Here is a 21,806-nt window from a genome sequence, read left to right on the forward strand (position 1 = left end):
CGCAAGCGCCATCATTTGCTTGTGTCGTCAATGAGTCGTTGGCTTTCTGAGGCAGTAATACCAAGCTCCAGAATTCACTGGTAGAATGGAGGGAAGGTGTTGTGGGGAAGAGGCGCTGAAGCGCGGGGAAGGGAGAGCCGGAGTCTTTCGAGCCAGCCCTGCGTTGCTCCTCGGTTACGGTGCCTGCACCACCACGAGGCAGCCGAGGGAGGACGTCTTGATCTTCCTCGCGCTGCCATCCCGAAACCGAAATTCTGAGACCCGATCGCCCATCCACCCAACCATTCTCCTGCTTGATCTGGCAACTTCGTTTCAAGTCAGAATATCCCTTACCCTTTCTTGCAATTTTCCCTCGCTCGGGAGAGGGGCGTAGGATGAAGGTCTTCACCAAAACCGGCTGCCCGTGGTGCCTCGATGCCATTGCTTGGCTGAAGGAAAATGACTACGACTTCACTGAAGTCAATGTCAGCCGCGACCGCGCGGCTTTCGAGGAAATGCATCGCCTGAGCGGCCAGACCAAGGCCCCCACCCTCGTCCTGGAGGACGGCCAAGTCCTGGCTGATTTTGGAGTCGCGGAACTCAAGCCCTTCCTGGCCTCCCTCTAGACCTCCCTGCCCCGTGTCCACGATTGCCGCCAACTTCGCCGAGGTTCGCCAGCGCCTGGCTCAAGCTGCCCAGCGCTCCGGCCGCGACCCGCAGGAAATCGAACTGTGCGCCGTTTCCAAGACTTGGCCCGCCCTTATCCTCCACGAAGCGGTCGATTGCGGCCAACGGCTCTTTGGCGAGAACAAGGTCCAGGAAGCGGAAGCCAAGCAGCCCGAGCTCCCGGGCCACTGCCGCTGGCACTTCCTCGGCCATCTCCAAAAAAACAAAGTCAAGAAGGCCCTCCCGCTCTTTGAGTGCTTTCATGGAGTCGACTCCTTGGAGCTGGCCGAGCGCTTCAATCGCCTAGCCGGCGAACTCGGCCTCCATCCTGAGATCTACCTCCAGGTCAATCTGGCGGACGAAGCCAGCAAGTTTGGCTTCTCGCCCGCTGGCCTTCGCGCGGTCTTTGAATCGATTCTGGAAATGGACCGGCTTTACCTTCAGGGGCTGATGGTCATTCCCCCGCCGGTCGAGACTCCCGAAGAGCAGCGCCCTCGCTTTGCCCAGACCCGAGAACTGCGCGACGCTCTCGTGAGCGAGTTCGGCGTTCCCCTGCCCAAACTCTCCATGGGAATGAGCGGCGATTTCGAGATCGCCATCGAAGAAGGCGCCACCCTGGTCCGGGTGGGCACCACTCTTTTCGGCCAGCGCAATTATAGCCAGCACCGCCGCGAAGCGGGCTAGTCAGCTTCGTCGCAGGAAGGTCGGCACGTCGAGGTCCTCCCCATCCACTATGGTCGGCTCCACCTCCTTAAACCGACCTCGCTCCTTGGCCTCGAAAGAAAGCTCTTCTTGCAACTCGTCGTCCTTGCGAGCGCTCGGCTCCGGCTCCACTACCGGACGGGGTGCGGGAGCCACCGCGGCCTCGGGCTCCGTGACCGTCTCGACCTTTTCAAAGGGAGGCTCAATTCTGAAGGGAGGCTTGTCCACTGGGTCGGCGGCCAGTGGTTGAAGAACCGGGCGGGGGGGAGCCTTTTCTTCGATTGGCGGCCCTTCTGCGGCCCTGGCCCGAGGGCGAACAGGGCTGGCACTCGGTTCCTCGACTTGGGCGACCGGTGCCGCCGTCTCTTCCAAATCCAATTCCACCCGGAGAGGAGCCGTTCGCCTGCGCGCGGCTGGTCGCGGGGTCGAGAAAAGATCGAGGTCTTCGCTCTCATCGATTTCGACCCGGCGGGGGGCCCGGCGCGGGGTGACCGCCTCCAGCGGCTGGCAGCTCGGCAGATCCTCCACTACGGGCTCCTCGGCAAGAGGCCCTTCTCCCCGCAGCTCTTCGGCGAGCGGCTCTTCGGCGAGCGGCCTTTCCGCAGAAGGCTCCTCAGCAACCGGTTCTTCAGAAAAAGGTTCTTCCACTATGGCTTCCTCCACCACAGCCTCTTCCGCAAAGTCGGGCTCGACCTGCGGGATGCCCTTCGACTCCTCCTCCGTCTCTTCGACGATCTCAGCCACCGCTTCCTCAGCAGGTCTTTCCTCTTCCCCTGGAATCTCCACCGCCACCCCTTCCTCCTCGGGAAGGGTGGTGGCGATTTCTGGTTCCAGCATTTCCTCGACTGGTTCGGCAAGGCAGGTTTCCTCGTCCAAGCTCTCCTCCTCGAGCGCCTCCACTTCTTGGGCGAGCCCTTCCGAAGTCTCAGGCTCCTCGCGAGCCTCCGCCGTCTCCAAGGCCACCTCTTCGGCGACGCTCTCCTGCTCGACTTCCCGAAGCGCCTCCGGCTCCGAGGTCTCGACCGGAAGAGAGGAGATGACGGTCAGTTCAAGCATCGGCTCGTTGGTCTTTTTGTGGCCGGTTCCGAAATGAACTTGGGTCTCTTCTCCGCAGTGTTTCGCAATCGACTTCATGACCGATTGCACTTCGTGGAAAGTGAGGTCGTCTCCCCCAGAGATGTGCACCACCACGTCACGGGCTTCTTTCAGGACGGCACCGCCATCCAGCAGCGGGTTCTTAAGCAGTTGACGCAAGGCATCGTTGGCTCGGTTCTTTCCTTTGGAGCGACCAAAACCAAAGATTGCTCGGGAATCCGGTTGGCGGAGGGCCGACAGCAATTCGTCCAATCCGATCCGGATCAAGCCAGGGCGCGAAATGATGCCGGTGACCGCTTGAATGCTCTCGCTCACAATGCGGTCGGCCGCCGAGAGCGCTTCCTGAAGCCCCTGCTTCGCGAGCACCAGCTCGCCCATGCGATCATTCTCAAAAGTCACCGTGAGATCGGCGATCTCATCCAACTCCCCGAGCGCCTCCTCGGCTTGGCGCAAGCGACGCGCCCCCTCGAAGGAAAAGGGCATGGCCGCCACCACCACCACAAAAGCCTTTTGCGCCCGGGCGAGGCGTGCAATCTCAGGCGCCGCCCCCGAGCCCGTGCCTCCACCCAGCCCCACGCAGATGAAGACCATATTGTAATGGCGAACGGCGTCTTCGATTTCCTCTCTCGACTCCCGGGCCGCCTCCCGACCCAGAGCGGGATCTCCCCCGGAACCCATTCCTTTGAGAAACTCCTTTCCAATCTGGATCTTCTTGGTCGTAACGCAGCTGGCGAGGTCCCGGACATCCGTGTGCAAGGCGAGCAGCTCTCCCGAAGTGACTTCTTCCAAGGCCAGTCGATCCACAATGTTGGCCCCTGCCCCCCCCACGCCGATGATGCGAATGGAGTCGCCTGAGCCCTGCGGAATTTCCTGCTGCACTTCGCGGGTGTATTCGATCATAGCCTACCGTTTCCAGGTTCCGCTCACCTTGACACCCCTTGATTATTAAGAAAAGCGAAATTTAAGACGGGCTACCCTTGCCCAAAGGCTCCGGATCCCCCAGAAAGCGGGGCTGCACCCCCAAGAGGTGCACATCCAAGAGCATTTTCACCCGGGCCAATTGCTCTCGCAGATGAGTCGAAAAGCCTCGCGCCACCCCCACTCCCTGCGCGTGAAGGGCCACCGCTTGCTCCAGCCCGAAATGCTGGGCCAAGTAGAGCGCCCGTTTGTTATGGAATTCCTGAGAAACGATGATGGGATCGTCCACCCCGAAGATCTCCCGTGCCCGCACCACCGAGTCGAGCGTGCGGAGCCCGGCATAATCGAGAACGATCTGCTCGCTGGGCACGCCCAGCTCCACCAAGCGACGCCGCATGGCCTCGGGCTCGTTGTAAAAGCGATCCGGATTGGCCCCACTCACTAGCAGCCACTCCACTTTCCCGGCCCGCCAAAGCGCGGCGGCCGCTTCCATGCGATAGCGAAAAAAGGCATTCTCGCGCCCGTTGGCCACTAAGGGCGAGCAGCCAAGGACAAGCGCCGCCCGCCGTGCTGGCACCTCCTCGACTCTCGAGAAAGCGCGCTCGGCCGCCTGGAGCGAAACTAGCAAGTTGGCAGAGAGAATCGCCAACAGCGGGCTGAGCAGAAGCCCCAACCCGGACCACAGGAGCCAGCGCTTGCCGCGATTCACTGGGACCTCGGGCGTTGGCGAATCCAAGCTTCCCGCTCCTCGCGCAACCGAGCGAAGCGCTTTCGCATCTCGATTTCACGCAGCTCCTTCATTTTCACGAAATGGTTGTTCGTCCCAAATTTCCCCCACGGTCCATAGGGGATTTCGTGCAGCTCGACGAAGCGCCAATCGCACTCCTCTCCGCTCTGGAGCCCCAGGTAATCCCGGACCGCAGGGGAGATATCGATGCCGGCGCCCCCGTTTTTGCTCTGGTTCTTCGGTCGCTTCTCGCCGAAGACATACTCCCAGTCGTCAGTGTGGAAAGGTCCACAGTCAGACCATTGGGCATAGCAAATTTTTCCCGCATGCCGGATCGCGACCCAGCGATTGTGGAGAACCGATCGCCCGGGCCGTCGAAAGGTCGCCTCGAACCAGGGAATCTCCTGGTAGGCCTCGGACTTGGTGCGGGCCCAGCCCGCCAGGTCATTGTAGGGGAGGGCAATGTAAAAAGGATTCTCCTGCGGCTCGAAGGCGCGTGGCCGGTAGTCCCAAGCCCGCGCGGCCGGGTCGGGATCATCGTAGCCGCCAAAACTCTCCTCCCACCACTGGTCCCAGGAACTGGCCCGATTGTGAACCGGATTGTTTTGAGTCGCGTCCTCCCCCACCCAGAAAATGGTGGCCACGATCTTCTTTTTCCACGGATAAACCGGTGAATCGGAGAGCGAGGGCCCGGCCACCTCGCCCACCCCAAAGATCCTCGAGGGCAGGAGATGATTCTTGTAGCGCTTGTTGCTGAGCGGTCCCTCAGGCTGGCCCGGCGTTTCTTCGCCTCCCAAGGAAACGGGGCCCCAGAGGAGCAGGGCCACTAGGCCAAGGCGCGAAGGGAGGGAGGAGATCACGGTCTTTCGATCGACGCCAAAGCGTCGGAGGGGTGGAGAACAGTGCCTGATTCTACTCTGCTTTCGAGAAAAGGCCAAGCCAGGGCCTGCCTTCTCATTATACCAAGCTGCAGAATTGGCTGGTAGAATGGCCGAGTGGATTTCGGGCCAGACCAAGGCGCGACGAGGGCGCGGTGCAGGCACCGCAACCGAGGAGCAACGCTGGGCTGGCTCGAAAGACTCCGGCTCTCCCTTCCCCGCGCTTCAGCGCCTCTTCTCCACAACACCTTCCCTCCATTCTTCCAGTGAATTCTGGAGCTTGGTATTAGGCGGGCTTAGCGCCGGACCACCGTGGGACGGCCATAGCCCGGTTCGGTCTCGGGGGCATCCAGGGTGAAGTGGAGACCACGGCTTTCCCGACGCCGGGCCGCGCTTTCCACGATGATGGCAGCCACGTCCACCAGATTTCGCAACTCCAGCAACTCCGAGGTCACCTTGAAGTTCCAATAAAATTCCTGGACCTCCTGCCGCAAATTGCGCAGGCGGGTCGAGGCCCGTTGCAAGCGTTTGTCGGTCCGCACGATGCTCACGTAATCGGCCATCGTTTTGCGGATCTCGTCCCAGTTGTGATAGATCACGACCAGCTCATCCACATCGGTGACCTCGCCCGCTCGCCACTCGGGCAAGGGCGCAGGCTCGCTTCGCTCGGGAGGGACCTGCCGTAGCAACTCTTCCGCCGCCCGATGGGCCATGACGAGCGCTTCCAAGATGGAGTTGCTGGCCAGGCGATTGGCTCCATGCAGTCCCGTGCAGGCCGCTTCCCCAATGACAGAGAGGCCCGTCAGCTCCGTCGCTCCATTGACATCGGCCACCACCCCGCCGCATTGGTAATGGGCCGCCGGAATCACTGGGATGCGCTCCCTCGTGATGTCGATCCCGCAGTCGAGACAATGCGCATAGATATTGGGAAAGCGCTCGCGGATGAAGTCCGCCTCGCGGTGGCTGATATCGAGATAGACGCAAGGCTCCCCCGTCCGCTTGAGATGGGAATCGATGGCCCGGGCCACAATGTCCCGGGGAGCGAGAGAGCCGCGGGCATCAAACGGCTTCACAAAATCCTCGCCCTTGGCATCCAACAAAATCGCCCCCTCCCCCCTCATGGCCTCGGTGATGAGAAAGGACTTCCGGGCACTGTGGTAGAGGCAGGTCGGGTGAAACTGGATGAACTCCATATTGGCCACCGGCAGGCCCGCCCGCCACGCCATGGCCACCCCATCGCCCGTGGCAATGTCGGGGTTGGTCGTGAACTGGTAGACCCGACCACATCCCCCCGTGGCCAAGACCACCCGCTCGCAAGGGAGGGCCACCACCTCCCCGCTCTCCTCGTTGAGAGCGTAGATGCCGAGGCAACGATTCTCGGTCACGTAGCCCAGCTTGAGGGTCGTGATGAGGTCGATGGCATAATGGTTTTCCAGGAGGTCGATCTTGGCCTCCGCCTGGACGGCCGCGAGCAGTTTGCGACTGACCTCCCGGCCGGTGGTGTCACGATGATGCAGGACCCGCCGTCGCGTATGCCCGCCTTCCTTGCCCAAGTCCAACTCCTCCCCTCCGTCATCGGTGGCTCGTCGATCAAACTCCACCCCGATCTCGATCAACTCCTGGATACAGGCCGGACCCTCTTTCACAATCAAGCGGACCACCTCCTCGTCACACAAACCGACCCCGGCATCGAGCGTGTCCTCCACGTGTCGTTCAAAGGAATCCTCCGGACTCATGACGCACGAAATGCCCCCTTGGGCCCAGCGGGTGTTGGAATCCTTGCCCCGACGTTTGGTGAGGACCCCGACTCGTCCCTGCTTGGCCGCTTTCAGCGCGAAAAACAGGCCGGCCACTCCGCTCCCGACCACGATGAAATCATATTGAACCATTTTTCCCGTAACCGCGTCTTGGCCTAAAACAGGCTCCTTTCCCGCGTAAGCTGACAGATTGGGCACTTTGAACTTACAAAAATTATAGAAAGTAATGATTGAAATATTCCGCTGTATGGAAATAATCATCGTAAGTAGCAAAAACAACTCGCAATTCTGCCATGATTCTCCGTTTCGCGTCCTTGGGACTCCTTCTCCTTGTCAGCACCACGGCCCGCTCGTCGGCTCAGGGGGACATCCAAACTCTCCTGGATACTTTCAACGTCATCACGGGCGACTACTCTCTCCAAAGCAACGAAACGGAGGGCGCTACCTTCGTCTACGGCAGCTACATGCCGAGCAACAACGTCCGTTTTGGCTTCAACAGCGGGACCGCCGCCAATGATAGTGACAACATGCTCTGGCTGAACAACGGCCTGAGCGGCTCGGGCACGACCACTCTTTTGAGCGGCAGCCTTGTGACCCGCATTGACGTGGAAAACACCAAATTCGCCCTCAACGGAAACGCACCTGGCACCCCCATTCTCCGTGAGGGAGTCACCCTCTGGGACGCCGCCGTCAATAGCCTGGGCTTCAGCGATGCCTTCGAGATCCAGAGCACCTTGCAAGCGGCTTCCAGCCAGTGGGCCGCGCTCACCACCAACAGCTTCACGAGCACCCCGGGCAATGGCTCCCTCACCTTCAACGCCAGCCCCACCCTCATCGATGGCTTTCAAGTGGCGGTCTTTGACATCGATGGCGAGAGCGCCTTCGGCTCCGCCAGCAATGTCTACGACCGACTCGAACTCCAGTTCAACGGCGCCGAAACCGTCCTCATCAACGTGGCGGGCCAGAACATCACCATCAATGACAACTTCACCAACGGCTTCGTAAACAACGAATCCAAAATCCTCTTCAACTTCTTCGAGGCCGAGACCGTCACCATCAATCGCAACATTCGGGCCGGCATCTTTGCCCCCAACGCGACCGTCAACCAAGGCGGCTCGAACTTCGACGGCACCGTGGTCGCCGCCGTGCTCAATCAAAACGCGGAAATCCACAACGAGAAATTCGAAGGACCCCTCCCCTTCCAGCCCATCCCCGAGCCCAGCTCCGCCCTCCTCCTTCTAGGAGGCGCTACGCTCCTCCTGCGGCGTCGCCGCTAGCCCGCGGGCGGGAAAAGCTCGACGTTGTCAATGAGGCGCGCTTCGCCAAAAAACATGGCCACGGCCAAAAGCGAAGGGCCCGCCAAGCGCCTGACGGGCTGAAGCGACTCGGCCTCTACCAACTCCAGATAATCCAAGCGACCCAGCGAAGCGCGGGCCAACTCGGCCCTGGCCGCGCTCAGAATGGGATCCGCCGCGCTCTCTCCTCGGGCCACCCGTTCCTCCGCCGCGCCGAGAGCCCGGCGCAAGCAAACCGCCTCCTTTCGCTCGGCCGGAGACAGATAGCGATTGCGGGAACTCAAGGCCAAGCCATCCGCCTCCCGGACCGTCTCCAGCCCATGCAAAGTCACGGGCAGATCCAGATCGCGCACCATCCGTCGAAGAATCGCGAACTGCTGGAAATCCTTCTTTCCAAAAACCGCCTCCTGGGGCTGGACCAAATGAAACAGTTTCAAAACCACCAAACAAACCCCCGCAAAGTGCCCCGGACGGCTGGCCCCGCAGAGGGTCTCACTCAGGAGCGTCTCGGAAACTTGGAGAGAGGCGTCCTCAGCATAAAGCTGGCCCGCGCTGGGAGCGAAGACCCCCTCCACCCCTGCCGCCCGGCACATGGCCAAATCCTCGGCCCAGCTCTGAGGGTAGCTTTCAAAATCCTCTCCCGGCCCGAACTGAGTCGGGTTCACGAAAATCGACGCCACCAGATGGCCGCCGTCCCCGGCCAAGCGACGTCCCGCCTCCAGCAGCGCTTGGTGGCCCCGGTGGAGTGCCCCCATTGTGGGCACCAGCACGACCGGGCCGCTCACCTGCCCCCGCCAAGCTCGCAGGGACTCCTTGGACTGGAAAACCCTCATTTCTTACGACGCCACCAGCGCAGGACCTCGGAAAGAGAAACCACCCGGAAAAGCATGGTCCAGATGGCATAGACCGTCATCCCGAACAGCACCACCCCCGCCAGCGAAAGCGCTCGCTCGAGAAAGGTCCCCTCCAGCCACCCCGCCGCAAAGCGGAGCGCCCAGGCCAAGCCCGCGCCCATGAGACCACTGGCCAAAAGCATTCCGAAAATTCTCCCCCAGCGCTTCGGGCCGAGCTGGAGTTTGTCCCGGGCTCCGGCAAAAAGGAGCAAGACATTGACCCAGCCCGCGAAGGAGGTCGCCATCGCGATTCCCTCATGGCCGTGCCGCCGAAATAGCCAGAGGCTCAAGCCCACGTTCACCAAGACCGTCACCACCGCGAAGACCATCGGCAGCTTGGTATTCTCCCGCGCGAAATAAGTTGGCTGCAAGACTTTGACTAGGACATAGGCCGGCAAGCCGGTCGCAAACCAGAACAGGGCGGTGGCCGTTTCTCGCGTGCTCACGGCCGTGAATAGGTTTCTCTCAAAGAGAACTCTCAAAATCGGTTCGGCCGCCAGGCAGAGCGCGACCGCCGCCGGGATGGTCAGAAAAAGAGCGTTCACGATCCCATCGGCTTGCGTCTGGAGCGCTTTGGCCTCCTCCCCCTTTCGCAGGGCTCGCGTGATCTCGGTCAGGAGCACGGTGGAGAAAGCGATGCCGATCATCCCGAGCGGAAGCTGATTGAGTCGATCCGCGAAGTAGAGGTAGGAAAGGGCGCCTACCTGTTCCGAGGCAATCATGGTGCCCACCAGCAAATTGACCTGCTGCACCCCCGCGCTCAGCACCCCCGGACCCATCAACACGGTCAAGCGCTGCATCTGCGGCCCCCACTTCGGCCAGACCACCCGGACCGGCATGCCTTTCTTCCAACAGGCCACCCAGAGCACCGCCAGTTGAGCAAAGCCAGCCACAAAGACACACCAGACCGCCACGTAGCCAGCCTCAATCGGGCTTTGGGAAAAGCCCAAAAGGGGCACCACCACTCCCAAGCCCGTCAGAAAGACGAGATTCAGCAAGACGGGGGCCAAAGCCGGCATGGCGTAGACCCGCAGGGTATTCAGGACCCCGCTGAGATGGGCGGCCAAAGCCATGCAGAGAAGATAGGAGAAGGCAATCCGGCCGTAGGCCACGGCCAAGGCCATGGTTTCGGGTCGCTCGCGAAAGCCTTGGGTGAAGATCGCCATGATCCACTCCATCCCTGGCAGAGCCAGGGCGGTCCCCACCAGCAAGACCCCGCCCAGGTAAGTGAAACTGCGGCTGGCGAAAAGCTCTGCCTCCCCCGCTCCTTTCTCTTCCAATTCCCGGCCAAAGAGCGGGACGAAAGCGGCACTGAAGGCTCCTTCCCCAAAAATCCGGCGGAACATATTGGGGAAACGAAAGGCCGCCACGAAGGCATCGGCCGCCATCTTGGTTCCCAGGAAATTGGCCAGGAAAATGTCCCGGACAAAACCGAGCACCCGGCTCATGGCGGTGAACCCGCTCACAGTGGCCAAAGAACGTAGCATGGCTTCAGTGGTTGAGGGAGGCCCTTCGCAGCCGGTCCATCATGGCCACCCCCAAGCCCTTCTCCACGATCGGCTCGGCGATGATTTCATCCAGGCCCGCGGCATCCAACTGCCGCAGCACGAAAAAGAAGCGCACCGCGGCCTCCGCCAGCTTGCCAACCGTCGGGCTCAGCTCCGAAACGAGCGCCCAATCGGTCTTGTCCAGCAGGCCTGCCTTGGGATCCCCTTTGTAGCTGAGGAGTCCATAGCGTTTACCTGGCTCCGGCTGGAACTCCTCCGGGGTCTCTACCAAGCGGAGCGGGGTCCGGGGAGCGTAGTGGCTAGCCAACTGCCCAGGTGCGAGGGCGGCTTCCCCGGAACCGGACCGCTTTCGGGGCAGCTCCACCTTGCAGAAGCGCTTCAGGTCTTCGGGCGTGACGGGTCCCGCCCGGAGAATTCGGGCGAGCGGCTTGGTCTTGGGGCCGGGCTCGAGCTGGATGATGGTGGACTCGAGCCCATGGGAACAAGCACCCGCATCCAAAATGAGCGGGAGACGTCCCCCCAGTTCCTCCAGGACATGGGGAGCGCTCGTGGGGCTGATTCTTCCGAAGCGATTGGCGCTGGGAGCAGCAATCGGGCGACCCAGTTCCTTGAGCACCCGCCGCATGACCGGATGGGAGGGCGCTCGGACCGCCACCGTGGGCAAGCCCGCTGTCACGAGATCGGGAATGATCGGCTTCTTGGGCAAGAGAAAGGTCAGGGGCCCGGGCCAGAATTCCGAGAGCAAGAGGACCAAGGCTTCCTCGACCTCGGGCGGGACCTCGGCCACCTCCCGCAGCTGAGCCTCATGGCGCACGTGCACGATGAGCGGGTCAAAGGTCGGCCGTTCTTTGACCGCGAAGACTTGGGCCACGGCCTCCTGGTTGAGCGCGTCGGCCGCCAGTCCGTAGACGGTCTCGGTGGGAAGAGCCACCAATTCTCCGGCCGCCAAGAGCCCGGCTGCCCGAGCCGCCAGCAGCCCGTAGTTCTCTCCCTCTGGATCGATGGCCGCGACCTCGGTCTTGCTGCTTTCAGGATTCTCCACCATGGGCTAGTCTCAACGAACGTGGCTCTTAAACCAACAACGCCTCCGGTCCAAGGAAAACCCCATCTCATCCTGATCGGATTCATGGGCTGCGGCAAGACCACCCTCGGCAAACGAGTGGCCGAGACCCTCGGCTGGCCTTTTCTCGATACCGATGCCCTCCTGACGGCCGAGACCGGGCAATCCATCCCGGAGATCTTCCGGGAGCGAGGCGAAGCGGCTTTTCGCGATTTGGAAGAAGGGGTCTTGGCCGGTCTGCGGGATCGACCGGCCAGCGTCATCTCGACCGGGGGCGGCCTGGTGATCCGGGAAAGCAATCGTTCCCTTCTCCGGCAAATCGGCTATGTTGTCTGGCTCACCACCCATCCGGAAATCCTTTGGCAACGCGTCTCCCGTAATCAAAATCGTCCCCTGGTGCAGGGACCGGACGGACGCCAGCGGTTCGACGAACTCCTGGCCACCCGGCGCCCCCTCTATCATGAAGCCGCTGATCTTGCCATCGACACTGCCGAGCTCTCCCCCGAGGAGACGGTTGCCGGAATCGTCGCGAGCGCGGAATACCACTTCGCCAGCCGAGCTTGACCCCAAGGAACGGGTCCGCGAGTTGGCCCAAGCGCACGGCTTCGATGAATGCCGCATCGCCCGGGCCGCTCCCGCAGCCCATGCCGAGGCCTACCAAGAGTGGCTTGCGGAAGGTCGGCACGGGGACCTCGACTGGATGGCCCGCGACCCCAAGCGGCGGAGTGACCCTCGTCTCGTCTTTCCAGCCGCCAAAAGCGTCATCGTCCTGGCCACCAATTACTTCCAAGGCCGCGCTCCCAATCCCGAGTTCAAAATCGCCCGCTACGCCTGGGGGGATGACTACCATGATCTCGTGAAAAAGCGGCTCAAAGCCATGGCCCGGGACCTCGAGTCTCTCGGCGGCCAGCAGCGGGTCTATTGTGACACCGGGCCCATCCTCGAGCGGGACTTCGCGAACGAAGCCGGTCTCGGCTGGAGCGGCAAATCCACTCTCCAACTGCACCGCCGCCTCGGCACATGGTTCTTCCTCTCGGAAATCCTGACCTCCCTGGAGCTGGCCCCCGACTCGCCCGAGCGAAACAAATGCGGCAAGTGCACCGCCTGCATCACGGCTTGTCCCACCGGCGCCATCACTGAGCCTCACAAGTTGGATGCACGCCGTTGTCTCAGCTACTTCACCATCGAGCACAAGGGCCCGATTCCGGAGGAATTTCGCCGGGCCATGGGCGACCGCATTTACGGCTGCGATGACTGCCTGACCGCCTGCCCTTGGAATCGCTTTGCCCAAGCCAGTCGGGAGGCCTCCTTGCAAGCTCGCGAATATGTTCACGATTGGAAGCTGCGAGACTTCTTGGCCCTGAGCGATGCCGAATTCCGAACCCTCTTCCGCAAGAGCCCGATCAAACGGACCAAGCGCTCCCGCTTTCTTCGCAACGTCTGCGTGGCCCTCGGGAACACCGGCCGCGCCCAAGATCTCCCCGCCTTGGAACGGGCTGCAGCCGAGCCCGATCCACTGATCGCCGAACACGCTCGCTGGGCCATCCAGGAAATCCAGAACCGTTGCTCGGACTCCTCTTCTCATACCAAGCTCCAGAATTCACTGGAAGAATGGAGGGAAGGCGGAGTGGAGAAGAGGCGCTGAAGCGCGGGGAAGGGAGAGCCGGTGTCTTTCGAGCCAGCCCTGCGTTGCTCCTCGGTTACGGTACCTGCACCGCGCCCTCGTCGCGCCTTGGTCTGGCCCGAAATCCACTCGGCCATTCTACCAGCCAATTCTCCAGCTTGGTATTAGACCAGCTGTTCTGGATCGGGCTCGATCATGGGCTCGGGCTCGGGCACGCCCGTGGGGCGGGTCATGCGGCGGGGACGCGGGGTCAGGATTTCGGGCGCGTCTTTGCCGACCAGCACCATGTGCTCGAAGTGGGCCGAGGGCCGGCGGTCGAGCGTCTCGACCGTCCAGTTGTCGTCCAACATGCGGACCCCGGCCGTCCCCATGTTGACCATGGGTTCGATTGCCAAAACCATCCCTTCCTTGAGGCGCGGTCCGGTTCCCGGGGTCCCGTAGTTGGGGACTTGCGGCTCTTCGTGCAAACGACGGCCCACCCCATGGCCCACAAACTCACGCACCACGGTGTAGCCATATTGCTGCACCAAATGCTCGACCGAAGCGCAGAGATCTCCCAGCCGGAAGCCTTCGCGGGCGTACTCAATGGCTGCGTAGAGGGACTCCTCGGTCGCCCAGAGGAGCTTCTCCGTTTCGGCGTCGATCTCCCCCACGATGACGGTGACCGCGTTGTCACCGATCCAGCCATTGTGGATGATCCCGACGTCGATTTTCACGATGTCCCCCGGCTGGATTCTCCGCTTGCCTCCAATCCCATGGACCACCTCTTCATTGAGAGAAATGCAGACCTGTCCGGGAAAGCCGCGGTAGCCATAAAAGGCGCTTTTGCAGCCGGCTTCATTCATGAACTGGAGGGCCGCGTCATCGACCTCCTGGGTGGTCCGGCCCGGCTGGATTTCCTGGGCGACTCGGCGGAGAATCTCCGCCCCCAAGCGACCGGAAGCACGCACGTGCTCGATCTGCCGACCTCGCTTGATGGGTATTTTCTCTTTTTTCATGCCGTCTCGCTGGCCGCGGCCAACACTTCCCGAAGCTGGGCAAAGACCTCGTCTGCTTCCCGCGCTCCCGCAAGCACTCGCAAAAGCCCTCGCTCACGATAAAAGCCGATCAGCGGTCTGGTCTTCTCTCGGTATTCGCCCAAGCGCCGCTCCAGGGTTTCCCGGGTGTCATCTTTTCTGCGGAGCAAGCGCCCGCCACAACCTGGCCGAGGGCAGGGGCCTCCTTCAGCGATCGGGTTTTTCTTTTCAGAGAAACTCCTCCCACAGCCCGGGCAACCCACTCGATGGAGGACGCGATCGAGCAAGACCTCCTCCTCGACATCGAGGTGGAAGACGTGATCGAGCGGCTGGCCAGACTCTTCCAAAAGCCCCTCCAAGGCCTCGGCCTGCGGGAGGGTCCGGGGGAAGCCATCCAAGACAAAGCCGTCCGGCAGCTGGGCCAAGCGGGCCGCGATCATCTCCCGAACCAAGTCATCCGCCAAGAAGGCCCCGGCCTCGATTCCGGCCTGCGTCGCTCGCCCGATCTCACTTTGGCGCCGGATCTCTTCCCGGATGAGTTCTCCGGTCGAGACGGTGGGCAAATCGAAGTGCTCCTTGAGAAACTGCGCTTGGGTGCCCTTCCCGGAAGCGGGCGGGCCCAAGAGAATGACACGCACCTTCACTGGAGGGGGAGAAGAAGGCCTCAGTTGGCGAGGTAGGCCACCATCCCAAAAATCGAGAGAATGGCGATCGTGACCCAGAGCGTGATGAGGGTGCGGGAGCTGGCCGCTTGTCCCGAGGCCTGCTTCCGTTCGAAGCGGCCCCGAATCTTGCCCTTGCGCAGGAAGCCATCGTAATTTTTCTGCAAGAGGTGGGTCTCGATCTGACGCATGATGTCGAGCACCACCCCCACCAGAATCAAGATGCTGGTGCCCCCGAAGAGCTGGCCCGCGAGGTAGGGCACGCCCATGACGTAATTGAGGGCGGCCGGGAGCGCATAAATCAGGGTCAGGAAGAGGGCTCCGGCGAAGGTCAAGCGCCCCATGGTGAAGTCGAGGAAATCAGCGGTCGGCTTGCCAGGACGAACTCCCGGGATGTAGCCGCCATTCTTTTTGAGATCGTCGGCGATCTGGGTCGGCTGGAACATGGTGGCGACCCAGAAGTAGCTGAAGAAGAAGATCAAGAGCGCCGAGACCACATAGTAGACCCAAGAGGCGGGGCTGAGGTGGAATTGCAGGCTTTGCGTCCAATCGGCGTTCCGCGCCACCATCCCCAAAATCTGGGCCGGGAAGACCACAATGGCTTGGGCGAAGATGATCGGCATGACCCCGGAGTAGTTCACCTTGAGGGGCATGTATTGGGTCTGGCCCCCGTAGACCTTCCGGCCCACCACCCGCTTGGCATACTGGATGGTGATCCGCCGCTGGGCTTCGGTGATGGCGATGACTGCCGCCACCACCGCCACCAGGAAGACGATCAAGAGGACCAGGAGGGCGGGGTCGAAGGGGTTGAATTCCATGCCCTCGGCCGGTTTCAGGTAGGTATTCCAGAGGATGACGAGAGCCCCCGGGAGGGCCGAGATGATATTGATGGCGATGATGAGGGAGATCCCATTGCCGATCCCGCGTTCGGTGACCTGTTCCCCTAACCACATCAAAAGCATGGTCCCGCCCACGATGGTGGTCACGGCTACCAGGTAGAACCAAAAGTCCGGGTCGGGGACCAAGGGCCCGAACTCTTCCACGCTGTAGCCTGAAAGGAAGGGGTTGGTGGAGGGGTTTTCCAGAGACCGCACCAGCATGAAGCCTTGAAAGAGGGCCAGGATGATGGTGACGATGCGGGTGTACTGCGTGATTTTCTGACGCCCTCCGTCCTCCCGGGAGAGCTTGCCGAGCTGCGGAATGACGGCAGTGCCCAGCTGTAGCATGATCGACGCGCTGATGTAGGGCATGATCCCGAGCGCGAAGATGGCGCAGTTCTGGAGACCGCCCCCGCTGAACATCGTGAGAAGCGCGTTGATGGCGGCCGCCCCACTAGTGGCATTCTGTGCCTCGAGGGAGGCATCCACGTATTTTTGAAGGTTGATGGAATCGACGCCCGGCAGGGTGACGGCTGCGCCCAAGCGCACCACCACGATGATGGCCAGGGTGAAGAAGATGCGTTGCCGAAGCTCGGGAACCTTGAGGCAGTTAGCGAAAGCGGAGATCATTCGAGAAGGGAATCAGCGAGGGGAGCGTGGGAATAACACAGTTTCGCTGCTCTTCAAGCCTCGCCCTGGGGGGCGACCGCCGGGGCCTCGAGGGAGCCTCCCGCTTTCTCGATTTTCTCCTTGGCTCCCGCGGAAACCTGGTCGACTGCCACCACCAGTTTCTTGGTGAGTTCGCCTTTGGCCAGGACCTTGATGCCATCGCAGACCCCACTCACCAGTTGGCAGGTGCGCAGGCTGGCTTCGTCCACCCGGGCGCCCTCGGCGAATTTGGCTTCCAGCTGGCTGAGATTCACAATGGCGATCTCCTTGCGGAAGCTGCCATTGGTGAAACCCTTGCGGGGCAGGCGGCGGTAGAGCGGCATCTGACCCCCTTCGAAGCCGGGCCGGAGCGAGCCGCCGGAACGGGATTTCTGTCCTTTGTGACCTTTCCCAGAAGTCTTGCCCAGGCCGGAGCTTTCTCCGCAGCCGAGACGTTTTTTGCGGTGCTTGGCTCCCTCGTTCGGTTGCAGATTGTGTAAGCGCATGATGTGACGAAGTGAAATGAAGTGGATTTAGATGGCCTTTTGTTCCGCCATCTTTTTGCCGCGTAGTTTGTAAACCTGCTCGCGGGTGCGGAGGGATTCGAGGGCGTTCAGGGTGGCTTTGACCACGTTGGCGTGGTTGTTCGAGCCGAGCGATTTGGCGAGGACATCACGCACGCCAGCGGCTTCCACCACGGCTCGCACGCCGCCTCCCGCGATGACGCCCGTTCCTTCAGAAGCAGGGCGGAGGAGGACCTTTCCCCCTCCGTGCACGCCAATGACTTCATGGGGAATGGTGTTGTCCTTGAGAGAGACCGGACGGAGCTGGGTTTTGGCCGATTCGCTGGCCTTGCGGATGCAGTCGGCCACCTCATTGGCTTTGCCGAATCCATAGCCGACCTGACCTTGCTGGTCGCCGCAGACGACGAGGGCACTAAAGCTGAAACGGCGCCCGCCTTTCACGACTTTGGCGCAGCGATTGATGAAGACGACCTTTTCGGTCAGTTCGGGGCCGTCTCCCTCACCGCCGGGCGCATCCCGTCGGTCGCGGGGACCGCGGTCACGTCGATCCGAGCGGGGACGATCTCCTCTCTCTTCCTTGGACTCGACCGGCTTGGGGCCTTCGGCGGCGGAAGCGTCTTCGACCGAGATTTTCTCGGGGACTTCTTCCGGTTGCGATTCGTTTTCAGTTACCATGGTGATCAGAATTGGAGTCCTTTTTCGCGGGCGGCGTCGGCCAGCGCCTTGACTTTGCCGTGGTAGAGAAAGCCGCCTCGATCGAAGACGACGCCTTCGACCCCGGCTTTCTTGGAACGCTCCGCGATGAGCGCGCCGATTTTGGAGGCGGTGGCGACGTTCGCTTTGCCCTCCTGGCCCTTTTCCATGGTGGAGGCGGCGGCCAAGGTCTTGGCGGCCACGTCGTCGATGAGTTGGGCGGAGATGTGCTGGTTGGAGAAGTGGACAGCCAGGCGTGGGCGTTCCGCGGTGCCTGAGACCTTGCGGCGGATTCGGAAATGGATCCGGTTACGGACCTTCTTGCGGTGGAGGGTGGTGGCCATGTCGGAGAAAGTGGGTGTGGGCTGAGGTGGTTACTTGACGGCCTTGCCTTGTTTGCGCTGCACGTGTTCGTCGCTATAGCGGACGCCTTTGCCTTTATAGGGCTCGGGGGGATAGAAGGCCCGGACGTCGGCCGCGAATTGGCCGACCAGTTGTTTGTCGATCCCCTCCACCTTGATTTTGGTGTTTTCGCTCACGGTCACCGTGAGGCCTTCGGGGATGTCCATGATGGTGGGGTGGGAGTAGCCGAGGATGAGGTCGAGCTGCTTGCCTTTGACGGCAGCCCGGAAACCCACTCCGTGAATTTCAAGCTCTTTGGAGAAGCCGGCCGAGACGCCTGCGATGAGGTTGCTCAGAAGGCTGCGAGTGGTGCCGTGCATGGCCTTGAAGTAGCGCTCTTCACTTTGGCGCTGGACGCTTAAGACGCCCTCCTCCTGCTCGACCGTGATTCCTTCGGGAAGCTGCCATTCGAGCGCGCCCTTGGGGCCCTCGACTTTCACGGCTCCCGAATCGGACACCGCCACGGTCACCTTCTCAGGAAGCTGAATACTTTTGTTTCCAATTCGTGACATGGTTTGATTTGGTTTGCGTTGGATCGGGAGGGGTTACCAGACGAGGGCGAGAAGCTCCCCGCCGAGCCGTTCCTTGCGGGCGCGGTGGCCGGTCATGAGCCCCCGGGAGGTGGAGAGGATGGAGATGCCGAGTCCGTTGAGCACCCGCGGAATCTCGTCCGCACCGACGAACTGCCGGAGGCCCGGCTTGCTCATGCGCTTGACGTCGGAGAAGGCGGGGGTGGCGGAGTCGCTGTATTTCACTTTGACCTTGATTTCAGGGAACTTGCCCTCGGTCACGACGTCATACTGCCAAATATAGCCTTCCTCTTGAAGGATGCGTGCGATGTTTTCCTTCATCTTGGAATGAGGGGCCAGGAAGCTTTCCTTACCGGCGCGGCTGGCATTTTTCAGCCGGATGAGGAAGTCGGCGATGGGATCAGAGATATTGCTCATAGCGGATGGGTCAGGCGGCGGCTTTGGCAGGGTTGGCGGGCTTGCGGAAGGGCATGCCCATGAGGCGCAGCAGGGCGCGGGCGTCCTCGTCTTGGTCGGCCGAGGTCACGATGATGATGTCAAAACCGATCTGGCGCTTGATCTTGTCCAGTTCGACCTCGGGGAAGATGCTCTGGTCATTGATTCCCAGGCAGTAGTTCCCGCGTCCATCAAAGCTCTTGGGCGAGACGCCGCGGAAGTCGCGAATCCGGGGCATGGCCGTGAACATGAAGCGCTCCAGAAATTCATACATCTGGCGGCCGCGGAGGGTGACCTTGGCCCCGATTTGCTCGCCTTCGCGCAGCTTGAAGTTCGCCACGCTCTTTTTGGCCACGGTGGGGACGGGCTTCTGCCCGGTGATGAGCGCGATCTCATCGAGAACATCTTCCACCGCTTGCTTGCGATCGGGTTCCCGACCGACGCTGCTGTTGAGCACGACCTTTTCGAGCCGGGGGATCTGGTGAACATTCTGGTAACCGAGTTCTTCCTTGAGGGCGGGAACAACCTGTTCGCGGTAGTGAGTGAGGAGGGCAGGTGCCGACATGACGAATCCTTTCTGAGTGCTTCTGGTGGCCTTTAGGAGCCGAGGCGTTGGACTAACTTGACGTTGGAAATGTGGATGGGGCCCTCCCGCTCTTCGATGCCGCCTTCCGGCTTTTCCTGGGTGGGCTTGATGTGCTTTTTGATGAGACGAACGCCGGTGACATAGACTTGGTCTTTGCCGACATCGACCCGCTGGATGGTGCCGCTGGCTCCCTTGTGGTTGCCAGCAATGACTTCGACGGAGTCGCCTTTGCGAACGTGGGTTTTGCTTTTCATCTTCAGAGGACCTCGGGGGCCAGGGAAACGATTTTCATGAAGTTTTGCTCGCGCAGCTCGCGGGCGACGGGGCCAAAGATACGGGTGCCCTTGGGGTTTTTGTCCTTGTCGATGATGACGATGGCATTGGAGTCGAAGCGCAGGATGCTGCCGTCTTCCCGGCGGATGGGAGCAGCCGTTCGCACGACCACGGCCTCGACGACCGAGCCTTTCTTGACGGCGGCGGTCGGTGAGGATTCGCGCACGTGGGCCTTGATGATATCGCCCACCCCAGCACTCCGGGTGCGCTTTCCGAGGACGCCGATCATCTTGGCCATCTTGGCCCCGGTGTTGTCGGCCACGTCCAGTTTGCTTTCCATCTGAATCATTTGAGTGAGTTCCCTCGGTTGAAAGGTGTCGGTAAAGGTCGGTGGTCAGTGGGCGAGGACTTCCGTCAGCTCCCAGCATTTGGTTTTGCTCATGGGGTTGATCTCGCTCACGCGGACCTTGTCCCCGATGGCGGCTTCGCCTTTTTCATCGTGGGCGTAGACCTTCTTCGTTTTGCGAATGATCTTGCCGAACTTGGGGTGGGGCACGCGACTCTCGATGGCCACCACGATGGTTTTCTCCATCTTGTCCGAGACGACGACGCCGACCCGGGTTTTGCGGGTGGCAGTTTGAGGTGTTTCAGTAGCTTCGCTCATGGTTCACAAGGGGAAGTCAGTTAGGTGGCGGCAGCGCGCTTCTTTTCGTTTATGAGGGTCTCGATGCGGGCGATGTCTCGGCGCACCAGCTTGAGGCGGGCCGGGTTTTCCAGTTGCCCGGTTTGTTGCTGGATTCGGAGGTTCAAGGACTCCTCCTTGAGCTCACGGCGTTTCACGGCCAGCTCTTCAATGGTGTTTTCACGTAATTCCTTGGCTTTCATGGGAGAGTCGCGGGCGAGATGGTTCAGTTGCGGGTCACGAATCGACAACGGATGCCGAGCTTGTTCGAAGCGAGGCGCATGGCTTCGCGGGCGGCGCTTTCGGAGACGCCGGATACTTCAAAAAGCATGTTGCCAGGGCGAACCACGGCCACCCAACGGTCGAGCGGCCCCTTGCCCTTCCCCATCCGGGTTTCCGGCGGACGGGCGGTCACGGGCTTGTGAGGGAAGATGCGAATCCAGACTTTCCCGCGTCGCTTGAGGTAGCGGTTGATCGCGATCCGGCAGGCTTCGATCTGATTGTTGGTGACCCAGGCGCGACCGAGCGATTGCAGCCCGAAGTCTCCAAAGCTGACTTTCGTCCCGCGCTGGGCCGTACCTCCGCGATTCCCCCGTTGGGTTTTGCGGAACTTCACTCGTTTCGGCATCAAAGGCATGGCGTGTCTTCTCTCGTGTTAAAATTAGGTGGCAAGCAAATCGGTCTCAACGGCGGCCTCCTCCACCACCACCGGGGCGGCGTCGGCTATTTTCCGCACCCGGCTTGGGCTTGGCGTCGTCGCGCTTGTTGATCCAGCATTTCACGCCGATGATGCCGTAGACGGTCCGGGCTTCCGCGAATCCGTAGTCGATCGGCACCCGCAGGGTCTGCAAAGGGACTTTGCCTTTCCGATACCATTCGGCTCGAGCGATGTCGGCCCCGCCGAGGCGACCTGCGCAGCGGAGTCGAATGCCATCCGCGCCGAAGTCCATGGTGGTCTGGACCGAGCGCTTCATGGCACGACGGAAGGAAACCCGGCGTTCCAGCTGCAAGGCCACGCTTTCAGCGACCAGTTGGGCGTCCAGCTCAGGAGACTTGATCTCCACGATGTCTAGCTTGACGGCGCTCTCGCTGATTTTGCTCAGCTCCTGGGTCATGCGCTCGATTTCCGCGCCTTTGCGACCGATGACCAGACCCGGGCGGGCGGTGTAGAGGGTGACGCGGACGCTGTTCCAAGCCCGCTCGATCATGACTTTGGAGACGGCTGCAAAGTGAAGTTCCTTGCCCAGCCAGCGGCGGATCCGAAGGTCCCCGTGGAGGTGCTTGGTGAACTCCTGCTTGCCGGCGAACCACTTGGAGCGCCAGTCCTTGTTGACGGCCAGGCGGAAGCCGATCGGATTTACTTTTCTACCCATGG

At 61.4% G+C, this 21,806-nt stretch carries 27 protein-coding genes; 5 read left to right on the plus strand and 22 right to left on the minus strand.

Translation table 11 applies throughout. The features are described 5' to 3' along the window. Positions 1–374 precede the first annotated feature (374 nt). On the plus strand, positions 375–605 hold the full coding sequence (locus tag AAF555_04130) for a glutaredoxin family protein (GenBank protein MEM6910750.1): 231 nt from the start codon (positions 375–377) through the stop codon (positions 603–605). 13 nt (positions 606–618) lie between these two features. Beyond that, positions 619–1,329, plus strand: a complete 711-nt coding sequence (locus AAF555_04135; protein ID MEM6910751.1) for a YggS family pyridoxal phosphate-dependent enzyme — start codon at positions 619–621, stop codon at positions 1,327–1,329. On the opposite strand, the gene AAF555_04140 is transcribed toward AAF555_04135, so the two are convergent. From AAF555_04140 to nadB, 4 genes are all read right to left on the minus strand, one after another. Next, on the minus strand, positions 1,330–3,342 hold the full coding sequence (locus tag AAF555_04140) for a hypothetical protein (GenBank protein MEM6910752.1): 2,013 nt from the start codon (positions 3,340–3,342) through the stop codon (positions 1,330–1,332). Positions 3,343–3,403: 61 nt separating this feature from the next. Beyond that, positions 3,404–4,009 carry an ElyC/SanA/YdcF family protein gene (locus AAF555_04145; protein MEM6910753.1) on the minus strand — a complete coding sequence of 202 codons (606 nt, stop codon included), beginning with the start codon at positions 4,007–4,009 and terminating at the stop codon, positions 3,404–3,406. A 56-nt stretch (positions 4,010–4,065) separates the two neighbouring features. Continuing rightward, the gene (locus AAF555_04150; GenBank protein ID MEM6910754.1) at positions 4,066–4,947 is read right to left on the minus strand and encodes a hypothetical protein; all 882 of its coding nucleotides are present in this window, start codon (positions 4,945–4,947) and stop codon (positions 4,066–4,068) included. Between the two features lie 314 nt (positions 4,948–5,261). Then, the gene (nadB, locus tag AAF555_04155) at positions 5,262–6,854 is read right to left on the minus strand and encodes an L-aspartate oxidase (GenBank protein ID MEM6910755.1); all 1,593 of its coding nucleotides are present in this window, start codon (positions 6,852–6,854) and stop codon (positions 5,262–5,264) included. A gap of 161 nt (positions 6,855–7,015) precedes the next feature. Here nadB and AAF555_04160 point away from each other — a divergent pair, with 161 nt between their 5' ends. Further along, positions 7,016–7,999 (plus strand): choice-of-anchor A family protein, encoded by a 984-nt coding sequence (locus AAF555_04160; GenBank protein MEM6910756.1) that lies wholly within the window; start codon positions 7,016–7,018, stop codon positions 7,997–7,999. On the opposite strand, the gene panC is transcribed toward AAF555_04160, so the two are convergent. Genes panC through AAF555_04175 form a run of 3 tightly spaced genes read right to left on the minus strand, consistent with a single transcriptional unit; the run spans position 7,996 to position 11,463 of the window. Then, a complete protein-coding gene (panC, locus tag AAF555_04165; protein ID MEM6910757.1) occupies positions 7,996–8,850 on the minus strand; it encodes a pantoate--beta-alanine ligase in 855 nt (284 codons plus the stop codon). The two genes, AAF555_04160 and panC, sit on opposite strands and share 4 nt — an antisense overlap. Further along, positions 8,847–10,397 (minus strand): murein biosynthesis integral membrane protein MurJ, encoded by a 1,551-nt coding sequence (gene murJ, locus AAF555_04170; GenBank protein MEM6910758.1) that lies wholly within the window; start codon positions 10,395–10,397, stop codon positions 8,847–8,849. Before murJ ends, panC begins: the two co-directional genes overlap by 4 nt. 4 nt (positions 10,398–10,401) lie before the next feature. Next, positions 10,402–11,463: an L-threonylcarbamoyladenylate synthase gene (locus tag AAF555_04175; protein ID MEM6910759.1), complete on the minus strand. Its 1,062-nt coding sequence runs from the start codon at positions 11,461–11,463 to the stop codon at positions 10,402–10,404. An 18-nt stretch (positions 11,464–11,481) separates the two neighbouring features. Between AAF555_04175 and AAF555_04180 the strand changes: the two genes are divergently transcribed. Together AAF555_04180 and queG are read left to right on the plus strand one after the other, a co-directional pair. Then, positions 11,482–12,042: a shikimate kinase gene (locus AAF555_04180; protein MEM6910760.1), complete on the plus strand. Its 561-nt coding sequence runs from the start codon at positions 11,482–11,484 to the stop codon at positions 12,040–12,042. Further along, a complete protein-coding gene (gene queG, locus AAF555_04185; protein MEM6910761.1) occupies positions 11,993–13,123 on the plus strand; it encodes a tRNA epoxyqueuosine(34) reductase QueG in 1,131 nt (376 codons plus the stop codon). Before AAF555_04180 ends, queG begins: the two co-directional genes overlap by 50 nt. A 143-nt stretch (positions 13,124–13,266) precedes the next feature. Here the strand turns inward: queG and map are convergent, their stop codons facing one another. Genes map through rpsC form a run of 15 tightly spaced genes read right to left on the minus strand, consistent with a single transcriptional unit; the run spans position 13,267 to position 21,804 of the window. Next, positions 13,267–14,100 carry a type I methionyl aminopeptidase gene (gene map / locus AAF555_04190; protein MEM6910762.1) on the minus strand — a complete coding sequence of 278 codons (834 nt, stop codon included), beginning with the start codon at positions 14,098–14,100 and terminating at the stop codon, positions 13,267–13,269. Further along, positions 14,097–14,756: an adenylate kinase gene (locus tag AAF555_04195; protein MEM6910763.1), complete on the minus strand. Its 660-nt coding sequence runs from the start codon at positions 14,754–14,756 to the stop codon at positions 14,097–14,099. Before AAF555_04195 ends, map begins: the two co-directional genes overlap by 4 nt. A 26-nt stretch (positions 14,757–14,782) precedes the next feature. Continuing rightward, entirely contained in the window at positions 14,783–16,288 is a 1,506-nt protein-coding gene (gene secY / locus AAF555_04200; protein ID MEM6910764.1) for a preprotein translocase subunit SecY, read from the minus strand. A 53-nt stretch (positions 16,289–16,341) separates the two neighbouring features. Continuing rightward, positions 16,342–16,812 carry a 50S ribosomal protein L15 gene (rplO, locus tag AAF555_04205; GenBank protein MEM6910765.1) on the minus strand — a complete coding sequence of 157 codons (471 nt, stop codon included), beginning with the start codon at positions 16,810–16,812 and terminating at the stop codon, positions 16,342–16,344. Between the two features lie 27 nt (positions 16,813–16,839). Further along, entirely contained in the window at positions 16,840–17,505 is a 666-nt protein-coding gene (gene rpsE, locus AAF555_04210) for a 30S ribosomal protein S5 (protein ID MEM6910766.1), read from the minus strand. A 5-nt stretch (positions 17,506–17,510) separates the two neighbouring features. Then, entirely contained in the window at positions 17,511–17,867 is a 357-nt protein-coding gene (gene rplR, locus AAF555_04215) for a 50S ribosomal protein L18 (GenBank protein ID MEM6910767.1), read from the minus strand. A gap of 30 nt (positions 17,868–17,897) precedes the next feature. After that, complete coding sequence (gene rplF, locus AAF555_04220) at positions 17,898–18,437, minus strand: 50S ribosomal protein L6 (GenBank protein ID MEM6910768.1); 540 nt, start codon at positions 18,435–18,437, stop codon at positions 17,898–17,900. Between the two features lie 33 nt (positions 18,438–18,470). Next, complete coding sequence (rpsH, locus tag AAF555_04225) at positions 18,471–18,872, minus strand: 30S ribosomal protein S8 (protein MEM6910769.1); 402 nt, start codon at positions 18,870–18,872, stop codon at positions 18,471–18,473. Positions 18,873–18,882: 10 nt separating this feature from the next. After that, positions 18,883–19,455 (minus strand): 50S ribosomal protein L5, encoded by a 573-nt coding sequence (gene rplE / locus AAF555_04230; GenBank protein MEM6910770.1) that lies wholly within the window; start codon positions 19,453–19,455, stop codon positions 18,883–18,885. A gap of 32 nt (positions 19,456–19,487) precedes the next feature. Then, positions 19,488–19,730: a 50S ribosomal protein L24 gene (gene rplX / locus AAF555_04235; protein MEM6910771.1), complete on the minus strand. Its 243-nt coding sequence runs from the start codon at positions 19,728–19,730 to the stop codon at positions 19,488–19,490. A 2-nt stretch (positions 19,731–19,732) separates the two neighbouring features. Further along, complete coding sequence (gene rplN / locus AAF555_04240) at positions 19,733–20,098, minus strand: 50S ribosomal protein L14 (protein ID MEM6910772.1); 366 nt, start codon at positions 20,096–20,098, stop codon at positions 19,733–19,735. A 45-nt stretch (positions 20,099–20,143) separates the two neighbouring features. Then, on the minus strand, positions 20,144–20,413 hold the full coding sequence (rpsQ, locus tag AAF555_04245; protein MEM6910773.1) for a 30S ribosomal protein S17: 270 nt from the start codon (positions 20,411–20,413) through the stop codon (positions 20,144–20,146). 20 nt (positions 20,414–20,433) lie between these two features. Then, positions 20,434–20,634 (minus strand): 50S ribosomal protein L29, encoded by a 201-nt coding sequence (rpmC, locus tag AAF555_04250; GenBank protein MEM6910774.1) that lies wholly within the window; start codon positions 20,632–20,634, stop codon positions 20,434–20,436. Between the two features lie 23 nt (positions 20,635–20,657). Beyond that, positions 20,658–21,068 carry a 50S ribosomal protein L16 gene (gene rplP, locus AAF555_04255; GenBank protein ID MEM6910775.1) on the minus strand — a complete coding sequence of 137 codons (411 nt, stop codon included), beginning with the start codon at positions 21,066–21,068 and terminating at the stop codon, positions 20,658–20,660. A gap of 46 nt (positions 21,069–21,114) precedes the next feature. Continuing rightward, entirely contained in the window at positions 21,115–21,804 is a 690-nt protein-coding gene (rpsC, locus tag AAF555_04260) for a 30S ribosomal protein S3 (protein MEM6910776.1), read from the minus strand. Between the last annotated feature and the right edge of the window lie 2 nt (positions 21,805–21,806).

The sequence above is a fragment of the Verrucomicrobiota bacterium genome, assembly GCA_039027815.1.
GTDB lineage: Bacteria > Verrucomicrobiota > Verrucomicrobiia > Verrucomicrobiales > JBCCJK01 > JBCCJK01.